7 protein-coding genes and 1 pseudogene are annotated in these 10,135 nt (G+C 36.6%); 4 read left to right on the top strand and 4 right to left on the bottom strand.

Annotated features, from left to right (window positions below; all coding sequences use genetic code 11):
- Positions 1 to 611: 611 nt before the first annotated feature.
- Positions 612 to 3,542, top strand: coding sequence for a hypothetical protein (locus VKJ25_RS10610; protein WP_324236602.1), 2,931 nt, complete (start codon positions 612 to 614; stop codon positions 3,540 to 3,542).
- 87 nt (positions 3,543 to 3,629) lie between these two features.
- On the opposite strand, the gene VKJ25_RS10605 is transcribed toward VKJ25_RS10610, so the two are convergent.
- Both VKJ25_RS10605 and VKJ25_RS10600 read right to left on the bottom strand, forming a co-directional pair.
- On the bottom strand, positions 3,630 to 3,689 hold the full coding sequence (locus VKJ25_RS10605; RefSeq protein ID WP_324236603.1) for a hypothetical protein: 60 nt from the start codon (positions 3,687 to 3,689) through the stop codon (positions 3,630 to 3,632).
- Between the two features lie 26 nt (positions 3,690 to 3,715).
- Complete coding sequence (locus VKJ25_RS10600) at positions 3,716 to 3,967, bottom strand: XisI protein (protein ID WP_324236601.1); 252 nt, start codon at positions 3,965 to 3,967, stop codon at positions 3,716 to 3,718.
- A 477-nt stretch (positions 3,968 to 4,444) separates the two neighbouring features.
- Between VKJ25_RS10600 and VKJ25_RS10595 the strand changes: the two genes are divergently transcribed.
- Complete coding sequence (locus VKJ25_RS10595) at positions 4,445 to 4,672, top strand: photosystem II protein, Psb35-related (RefSeq protein ID WP_324236600.1); 228 nt, start codon at positions 4,445 to 4,447, stop codon at positions 4,670 to 4,672.
- 707 nt (positions 4,673 to 5,379) lie between these two features.
- Here VKJ25_RS10595 and tmk read toward each other — a convergent pair.
- Positions 5,380 to 6,042, bottom strand: a complete 663-nt coding sequence (gene tmk, locus VKJ25_RS10590; RefSeq protein ID WP_324236599.1) for a dTMP kinase — start codon at positions 6,040 to 6,042, stop codon at positions 5,380 to 5,382.
- 290 nt (positions 6,043 to 6,332) lie between these two features.
- Between tmk and VKJ25_RS10585 the strand changes: the two genes are divergently transcribed.
- Positions 6,333 to 6,683: a hypothetical protein gene (locus VKJ25_RS10585; RefSeq protein ID WP_324236598.1), complete on the top strand. Its 351-nt coding sequence runs from the start codon at positions 6,333 to 6,335 to the stop codon at positions 6,681 to 6,683.
- Between the two features lie 440 nt (positions 6,684 to 7,123).
- On the top strand, positions 7,124 to 8,425 hold the full coding sequence (locus VKJ25_RS10580) for an FAD-dependent hydroxylase (RefSeq protein WP_324236597.1): 1,302 nt from the start codon (positions 7,124 to 7,126) through the stop codon (positions 8,423 to 8,425).
- Between the two features lie 688 nt (positions 8,426 to 9,113).
- Here VKJ25_RS10580 and VKJ25_RS10575 read toward each other — a convergent pair.
- Positions 9,114 to 9,916 (bottom strand): annotated as a pseudogene (locus tag VKJ25_RS10575) (IS5 family transposase).
- Between the last annotated feature and the right edge of the window lie 219 nt (positions 9,917 to 10,135).

The raw sequence follows: 10,135 nt of genomic DNA, 5'->3' as shown, positions 1-10,135 counted from the left end.
CCTAGATATTTTGTGCAGAAATTTTCATGCTGATTCTAGGATTTATATAAACCCGCCCCTAGATATTTTGTGCAGAAATTTTCATGCTGATTCTAGGATTTATATAAACCCGCCCCTAGATATTATGATTGCCTAATTGTTTGAGGATTTTATCACCCAGAAACACGCAAGATCGGCGAGTTGGCAGTTTGTTAATTTGAAGAACGTTTCAGCAGCGACAGTCCGGTGAGCGTAGGTTGGTACGATAGATTGTTAAATCCTTTTCATAAGCGTAGGTTGGGTTTCGTACCTCAACCCAACAAAGTAGTAATCAGGACTTAAGCAGCAACCCTAGATATGGTGCTTAAAACTATTGAACAATAGTTTTTTAACTCTATATATAGTAGCTCTGCCTAAGTCCTGATCATATCAAAAGTCATTCTGATATCAAATCCGGTAGTATCGGTAGAATTCAAGATCGTAGGGGTTTGGTCTCCAAACCCCCTATAACTAGCAATTTTCGCTCTTTTTTTATGGTAGAACCTTATTCTCCAAAGCAAGCAGATTATATATATATGAATACTGATTTTGCCCTTGTTTCGTGCCTCAACCCAACCTACTAAACTAAAATTATGATTTCCCAAGAAAAAAAACAACCTAAAATTAATCACATCCTTATTTTAACTATCCTCTGGTTATTGGGGGCGGTAAGCGATCGCCTCTGGTTTGCTTTCGATAAGTCTGTTCCGGCTTGGGATCAGGCAGACTATCTCACAGGTTCCCTCACCTATTGGCGTGCTTTGCAAAATGTACAATTATTTTCTGGAGAATGGTGGCAACATTTTTGGCAGCTTTCACCGAAGGTTCCGCCGTTAACTTATATTCTGACTGTGCCGTTGCAAAATATTTTTGGTAGAGGTGCTGATGAAGCAACTTTAGTACATCTATTTTTTAGTGCTATTTTACTGACTTCGGTTTACAGTTTAGGCAACAAATTATTTAATCAAAAAGTTGCTTTTTGGGCAGCAGTATTATGTATATTATTTCCGGGATTATATAGATATCGTTTACAATTTTTACTTGATTATCCCCTGACGGCAATGGTAACTTTAAGTTTCTGTTGTTTGACGTTTTGGAGGAATAGGGAACAGGGAATAGGGAATAGGGAACAGGGAAAAGAAATTGATGAAAAAATATTGGAGAGGGAAGAGGGAACAGGGAATAAATTTATATTGTTTTTGGAAAAATTTATAAGATTATTATCTGCTCAAACAGATAAATTATTTCCAGATAAATCTCTCAAAGACTGGCTTTTAGCAACTGCTTTTGGTTTAACTTTCGGTCTAGCAATTTTAGTTAAGCAAACCACAATATTTTTCCTATTTTTTCCCTTACTTTGGATAGGAATAAATATTCTCAAAAAACGACAGTGGTACAAATTAATTCAACTAATTTATTCTCTGTGTTTATCCGTCGCAATTTTTTACCCTTGGGCAAGAACAAATTGGCTCTTAATGTTAACTGCTGGTAAACGAGCAACGGTAGATTCGGCTATTGCTGAAGGCGACCCCAATCTCTTAAGTTTAGATGCTTGGATTTATTATGCAAAATTACTTCCTTATCATATTTCTTTGCCTCTCTTAATTATTCCTATTGGTGGATTAATTTTTTACTTTATTCGACTGAAGAAAAAAACAGAAAAGTTTTCTACTCAACTTGATTCTTTTCGATGGATAGCTGTATTTTTAATCGGCGGATACCTAATTTCCTCTCTCAATATCAATAAAGATTTTCGTTATACTTTGCCATTATTGCCAGTTTTATCAATTTTATTAGCCTTTGGTTTGATGCAATTTCCCAGAAAAGTCGGTAAACCAATTCGCTATTTTACTGTTAGTTTAGCAATTCTTTTAATGTTATTAAATATCTGGTCTGTAGGTGGAATTTTTCTCAAAATAATTACTGCTTGGTTAAGTCCTGGTGCTACTTATTATGCTCATTTAGGTGAAGAATTTCCTCATAGAAAAGTAATTGCCGAAATTATCACAACTGAACCCTATTTACAGTCAACTTTAGGAGTTTTACCATCCACTCCAGAAATTAATCAACATAACTTAAATTATTACGGCGCTCTACAAAATTTACAAGTCTATGGTCGGCAAGTTGGAACTAATTTAAAACAAGTAGAACAAGACGCGCGATCGCTTTCTTGGTTTCTTACTAAAACTAATAACCAAGGTTCTATAAAAAGAATTAAAAAAGCTCAAGCTGCTATTGTAAATATTATTGAAAATAACCAGAATTTTTACCTGCGCAAAAGTTGGAATTTGCCAGATAATAGTAACTTAAATCTTTATCACAGTCAATTTTTTCCAATAGAAGTTCATCCCCTAACTAAACCACAGGAAAAAGTTAAACTAGATTATATAATTTTATCCCCAAAAATTAGATCAGGAACTCCCATACCTATTACCTATAAATGGTCTGGTTCCTGGCAAGAATTACAGTCAGGTTTAGTCTTATTAACTTATCGTCGAGAAAATATTAATCCCCCTAAATCCCCCTTTGAAAGGGGGACTTTGAAGGTTTCCCCCGAATCCAGAAACCCGGTTTTTGAACCCAGAAACCCGGTTTTTCCAAAAAACCGGGTTTCTTTGGCAGGATTTAAGCAGAAAGCGGGTTTATCTACAAAATTCCCTGATTTGAATAATAATAACCAGGATAATAAACCCGGTTTCTTGATTTCTTTGGGTAACTACATTGATAATCCCCCTAAATCCCCCTTTGTAAGGGAGACTTTGAATACTCCCCCCTTACCCCCCTTTGTAAGGGGGGGATATAAAACTGCCACCAAATTTATTCACGATCATGGTATCGGGATGGGAACTTTGCACCCTGGAATGTTTCTAGCAAATGAGTCTGAGGTTGGGTTTGAAGTTATTGAACGGATGGGAATGTTGCCACCAACTAAGATCGTACCCGGAACTTATCTATTAGAAGCAACATATCTAAACCGAGAAACTGGGGAAAGTTATCCTATTGCTGTGGAACCACCAGTGCGGGTAGAAGTTAACTCCCAAGCGCCAACTTTACCAGCACCAGAATTAGATTTAGTGACGCAGTTGCGGATGTGGGGGCAAAAATTACCTCTGGGAATAAAAGGTTTAGAAAATGTGTTTGCGGAGGTGGGGCGAGTTAATCAATACGATCCTGTTCAAGACTATACTCAGCAAGCAGAACAAACTTTAGTCTATCGTTTGCAACAGGAACCAGATAATTTAGAGTTGCTCTATAGTTTAGCTTTGGCGCAAGTTTTGCAAAAAGATGCAGAGGGAGCGATCGCTACTTTAACTAGGATAACGGATTTAGATTCCCATAACCCTTTTGCTTACGCTTATTTGGGTTTTGTCTATTTATACAACCTTAATCCTGGGGCAGCGGAAATAGCTTTGCAGTCTGCTTTGAAACTCGATCCTCATCAACCAGAAATTAGGTCATTAAATGGTATTGCTGCTCTCATGCGAGGAAATTTATTTCGAGCATGGCAAGAGCTATTTCAGTGATCAGTTATCAGTAAAAATTTTGTAGTGCGGGGATATTGCCCGCGATCAGCATACCTCACCTTTAGTGGGAAGCGTTGTATTATATTTTCAATTAACGGCAAATTCTGTGAACTTCCGAGCATTTGGATCGTGAAAACCAAGGACGATAGATTTTTTGGGTATTCCTAATTCAATTACAGTTCATTGGCAACTCCTACCTCTGTACCATCATACTGAATCCAAATTTGATCGCCCTTGATATCAATATGAATTAAGCAACGAAATACGCAACGATCGCCATCCCAGCCAACAGTGCCCAACTGATAACGATCATTTTGGGTATCGACAATCGTAAATTGCTCTATATCTCCATAAGAAGGCTTATTTTTATTATGTTCTGCAAGTACCTGCTGAACTAATTGACGATATTTTTCTAGTTGTTCCATTTTACAATTACCTCTGGTTCGGGATCGAAAACGAGTACCTTAACATGGTTAGGACTAAAGCCATGAGGTAAGAAATACAGGGGTTTGAAATTGCTTCCCGACCGTCGTATCGGACGAAAATACGTTGCAGTTGCGTAAGTCCTGTCATTTTTATTAACGATAATACAATTCTTGGTAAAAAAACTATACATCAGGAATTAGGCAGCGACTCTAGATATAGTGCTTAAAACTATTGCACAATAGTTTTTTAACTCCATATATAGTACCTTTGCGTAAGTCCTGTACATGATATTGCACCTAGAACAAATAAAGAAGAGTGTGATTACCTCATATTTTTAATTTATGTCAAGCTTAAACAGGTACGGATTACTATAACTTTTTATTCGGTTTGCCATAAATACAATAACTTGACACTTAAAGCAATAACTTGTTACATTTATTTACAGTAAGGTTAAAAAATGTAAAGGAAAAAAAGTTATGGTTATCGTAGTTTCACTATTCGTTATCGCTTGGGTAGCTGCAGCAGTAATTGGAAGTCAAGCTTACTTCTTAGGTGAACAAAGTAAGCCCATCCACGAGCGTAACTGGAATTCTGATTCTTTTGAAAATTTATCTGAATCTTTGACTGGTAATAAATTAGACTATAGTCAGCGTGTACCCGCATATAGCATGGATGCTTATGCTAGTCAAAGTCTTAATGGTTAAAATGCTAAATGGTGCAATAAATATGTAGGGGCGGGTTTGAGCAGAAATTTTCATGCTTAATCTAAGGTTTACATAAAGCCGCCCCGTTAGAGGTTGTGTGATATCATGGGGGCGGGTTTAGCCAACTTATCGGTGAAGACTGGTTAACTTAATAAAGAAACCCGCCCCTACAGAGCTTGATTTCCTAATGCACCATTTTAGCTGTGTTAGTCCAGTAGTGGGCTGTTTCAGTTTAAATGGTGCAATATGTAGGGGCGGGTTTGAGCAGAAATTTTCATGCTTAATCTAAGGTTTACATAAAGCCGCCCCATTAGAGGTTGTGTGATATCATGGGGGCAGGTTTAGCCAACTTATCGGTGAAGACTCGTTAACTTAATAAAGAAACCCGCCCCTACAGAGCTTGATTTCCTAATGCACCATTTTAGCTGTGTTAGTCCAGTAATTGTGCAATAGGAAGTTGGCCTGAGATTGCTTAAGAGTCGTTGGCGCTTCGCAAAGCTGGGCTTTTTATGTCGTGTAGGGTTTCATGTCAGCTCAAGCGCTGAAAACGCAATAACAAATAATCATGCACATTTTTAGATGAAAGAATGCAGTAGGGACGTTCTATGGAACATCCCTACTCTCAGTTTTTCAACTTGTTCTTTAATCCTTAAATAGTTAGTAACTCCTAACTGATAGCTAACTACTAAATGCTGACTGCTAAATGCTTACCATTCCAGCAACTTTTTTCTCATAATTTCTTGAATTTGCTCTTGAATTTTTTCTACAGTTAAATGAGCATCTATTCTTACCATTAAAGAATTATTTTTAGCTAACTCTTCATACCCTGTTTTTACTCGTTGATGAAACTCAATATTAGTCTGTTCTATTCTGTCGATTTTCCCTCTATTTTTAACTCTATTTAAACCAATTTCCACATCAATATCTAACCAAAAAGTTAAATCACTGGTTAAACCACCTGTAGCGATATGATTAAGTTCTTGAATCAACTTCAAATCCAAACCACGGCCATATCCTTGATAAGCAATAGTCGAATCAATAAAGCGATCGCACAAAACTATAGCTCCTCTTTCCAAAGAAGGTTTAATTAAAGCATCAATGTGGTGCGCTCTGTCTGCTGCATACAATAATAATTCTGCTCTCGCTTGAATTTGTTCTCCAGAGACATCTGCATTCAGAAGCAACTCTCGTAAAATCTTACCAACCTTTGTTCCCCCCGGTTCTCGTGTGACGACAACTTCTAAATCTAGAGATTTTGATAAAAATTTACCCAACTGACATTTGTCTAACAACCAATTCCTTAAGAGTTGGATTTGAGTGGTTTTACCCCCTCCCTCTACACCTTCAAAAACTATTAGCTTACCTATCATTTTGTATCAACAATTGTATATAATCAACTTTTTGACTTTCCTAAGAATTGTCAACAAATTTACATTTCCCACGAGACTATTTTATGATAATCTACAATAGTTGTATTTAAGTTGTAGCAAACACTACTTAAGCAGGCAGACATAGTTAAACATAATTATGTCCTAGAGAGTGGAACAAATTGGGGAAAGCAGTCTCAATTATTTCCGAGATTTTCAATTCTATTTTAATAACTTATTTGTACCAACTTATTTGTTAAGTTAAGAAGTTAGGTCTATCTTTGGAGTTATTTATGGCTCGCTATACTGGTATATTTACTGTTAGTTTTGGGATAGAAGATTTACAGCCAATTTTTATAGAGATTTTAACTTATTGTGGTTGTGAAATTATTTATAATCGCAGAGATTATTTAATGGCTCGTGAGCTTCCAGGTCAAGTTTCTTTTCCTAAACTTGTCTATATAGATATAAATCTTGAGCGATTATCTAATGCTACTGAAAAAACTAGAATTAAGATAGTTGTTAGAAGTGAAGAACTAGCTGTCAAATTAGATAATCATTGCTATCAAGTATTTTATTTATTGACTAAGTTAATAGTAGAAAATTCTCATTGGGAACTTTTGGAAAGTATTATTAATAATTAATAATTAGGGATAAGCATTCAGTTATTAGCGATCAGCGATCAGCTTTTTAATTAATAAAGCCAACATTTGCTTAACTTAATACTACTATATTTTTAATTAGGAATTCCTGATGAAAATTCAAAGTATTTACAGATAAAGCTTTTAGTGGGACTTACACATTTTCTGGGTAGAAAAATGCTTCAAAGTCAGTCTAGGTAGGGGAATTACATCAAAGCTCTAAAAATGGCTATAACCCTTGAGAATAAAAGGATTATACATTTTCGACCTCAAAGCCTCTGGCTGTATATAGCAATGAGCCTATTTTTTGCTACTTTTTTTGTACAAGTCCCCCTAAAAGACTTTTGAGCGCAAACCTTCACTACATTTTTCTTGAAAGTTGCGTCACAATTATAGATGTACATAAGTACAAATTCTTAAAACCTTGACTTTTAAAAATAAATATGGTAAAAGAAAAACTATTTAAAAATTCTCGATCCGAAACAACCACTACCCCAAAATTGGACTACGATTTAGTGATTGTTGGTGGGGGTATTGCTGGAACTGCCTTAGCTTGCGCCCTGAAAAATTCTGGCTTAAAAATTGCATTAGTGGAAACTAAACCTAAATCTGTAGTTGCAGGAAAAAAACTGGCTTATAATCTTTCTCTGGTATCTGGCAGAATATTGGATGGTATAGGAGTCTGGCAAAAAATTTTGCCCAAAATCACCACATATCAGCAAATTAGTCTTTCTGATGGCAACTACCCTCGCACTGTCCAATTCTATCCTGATGATTTGGTTGCCACGGGCAAAAAATTAAACCCGAAAGAAGGATTGGGTTATGTCGGAGAACATCAAGTCATGTTGAGCGCAATGCAAGAATTTTTGACAGACTCTGACCAACTTACCTGGTTATGTCCAGTAGAAGTTTTGGGAGTAAATTATCAATCAGATTTTGTGGAAGTCCAACTGAAACACAAGGAAACAAATAATTTATCTGATCAAGAAGCAACTTTTAGTATCCGGTCTAAATTAGTCGTAGGAGCAGATGGAGCAAGGTCTCCTATTCGTGAAACTGCTGGTATTGAGACTCATGGTTGGAAGTATTGGCAGTCTTGTATAGCAATGACTATTAAAATTGAAAAGTCTCATCATAATATTGCCTTTGAGAGATTTTGGCCAAGTGGTCCGATGGGGGTTTTGCCCTTGCCTGGAAATCGTTGTCAAGTGGTATGGACAGCTCCTCATACTGAGGCCAAGGCGTTGCAGGAGTTGGAGCCAGAGAAATTTTTGGCAAAACTGGAGGAGCGGACTGGTGGTTTGTTGGGTAAGGTAGAGTTATTGAGCGATCGCTATGTTTTTCCAGTACAGTTAATGCAGAGCGATCGCTATGTTCAACATCGTTTAGCTTTGATAGGGGATGCTGCTCACTGTTGCCATCCGGTGGGAGGTCAAGGTTTGAATATGGGTATTCGAGATGTGGGAGCGATCGCAGAAATTTTGAAATCTGCTCATCAGCAAGGTGAGGATCTTGGAGGTCTTCGGGTATTGAAGCGTTATGAAAGTTGGCGAAGGAAGGAAAATTTAGTAATTCTGGCAGTTACCGATTTTCTGGATAGAATGTTTTCTGGTACTTTATTGCCTATCGTGGCAATTCGTCGTTTAGGTTTATGGGGTATGGGAATTATTCCCATGTTTAAATCTTTGTCTTTGCGGGTAATGACTGGTTTATTTGGTCGTCATCCAGAGTTAGCTAGAAATTAGCAAGAGGAAAAAAGAACAAGAATTAATAACAACGAATTCCAAATATATCAGGACTTACGGAACTCGAACGTATTTTCGTCCGATATGACCGAAGGGAAGCAATCTCAAACCCTTGTTTTTCCTACCTCATGGCTTTAGTCCTATATATTAGACATCTCCAAAAATAAAAAATTAAATCATCTATTCTTTCCCCCTACTCCCTACTCCCTACTCCCTCTTTTTTGGAGATGTCTATTAAATATGGAATCCGCTATATTTAGGACAGAAAGAATTTAGCTTCATTCGTATTAATTAGATCATCTTTCAAATATTTCTACTTTATTCTTTGTTTGTAGTTACGCTTTCAAGTCAAAAATAATTGCTTTTTCTAACACCTCTAAAAAAATTAGATATCCAATTATTTTTTGTAAAATTATAAAGATATTTTCAATATCACTCTTTTTTTCTTGAAAAAATGAATTGAAACTAAATTTGTTCAACTCGTAGAAGGTTTTTAATAAAAAGTGAGAAAACATATTTGATAGGGTTTCCTTTTTTTGGTTTTACTTTTGTCAGTCCTATGATAGTATTGCACCAAAATCAATTAACTTATCTGTAATATTACTGAATATCAGGATTTTTATGGGGAATAATAAAGTTTTTTTATAAGTAATAGCACTTAAATAAGAGACTGTTTGTAAAACAAATCTTAAGAACGGCCTGAGTTTTTAGTACCAAGCCTTCGTAACATCAATCTAATCATTGCAGTGTAAATCAGAGCTTCACTAATCTCTGGTAGCTGTTCATAGTCCACAGCTAAACGTCGGTTCTGAACTAGCCATGCAAAAGTTCTCTCTACTACCCATCGTCTAGGCAAGACTTCAAATTCTTGACTATTACGCTTAACTATTTCCACTCGTGCTGAAATTAGGTCTGCGATCACCATCGCAAATTTTGGTCCTCTATAACCAGAGTCAGCCCAAACTAATTCTACATCTGGAATATTTTTAGCCTGTTCCATGACTAGCGCTGTCGCTCCTAATCGTTCTCCCATATTGGCCTCACTTACCACTACTCCTAGTAGTAATCCTTGAGTATCAACCAAGATATGACGCTTACGACCCTTTACTTTTTTACCACCATCATAGCCATATACCTCCCCCTTTTTGCTGTTGTTTTTATCGCCATACGAATCAACAACTGCTGCAGTAGGTTCTGGATGTCGTGCTTCTTGGACTCTTGTCTCTCGCCGTAGAGTATGATTGATTTCTTCCCAAACACCATATCGCTGCCATTTACGTACATTTAGTTGACACAGTTGGCCAAGGCGGTAGATCATGTGGCCAAGAACGCCAATGACAACCAGAGTAAAGGATATAGAATATACCATTCACTACTTACCTGAGATTAGCATTTGGCGCATGGCCCTCGTTTTTGAGGTTTCGGTAGCAGAGGTTCGAGTAGTTGCCACTCGCGATCGCTTAAATCCCTGGCATAAGATTTTCGGGACATTTATTTAATAGCGCTAATGGTTTTTTGATTTTCCTACCTTCAATACTTCTTCATGGCCATCTTTAGCTTTTTTTTACAAACAGTCTCTTAAACCCACATTCCGCACTTCAATATGTATTATAACAAGTTACAGGAAATTCGTCTATTGAATTAAGTAGAATTACTTATGGTATTTGGTGACTGCAAGTGAGATCATAAAGTTGACAATATCCTGATTAT

The organism is Okeania sp. (assembly GCF_035285525.1).
Classification (GTDB): domain Bacteria; phylum Cyanobacteriota; class Cyanobacteriia; order Cyanobacteriales; family Microcoleaceae; genus Trichodesmium.
Note: the sequence above shows the minus strand (reverse complement) of the source record. Positions and strands in the feature narration are given on the sequence as shown.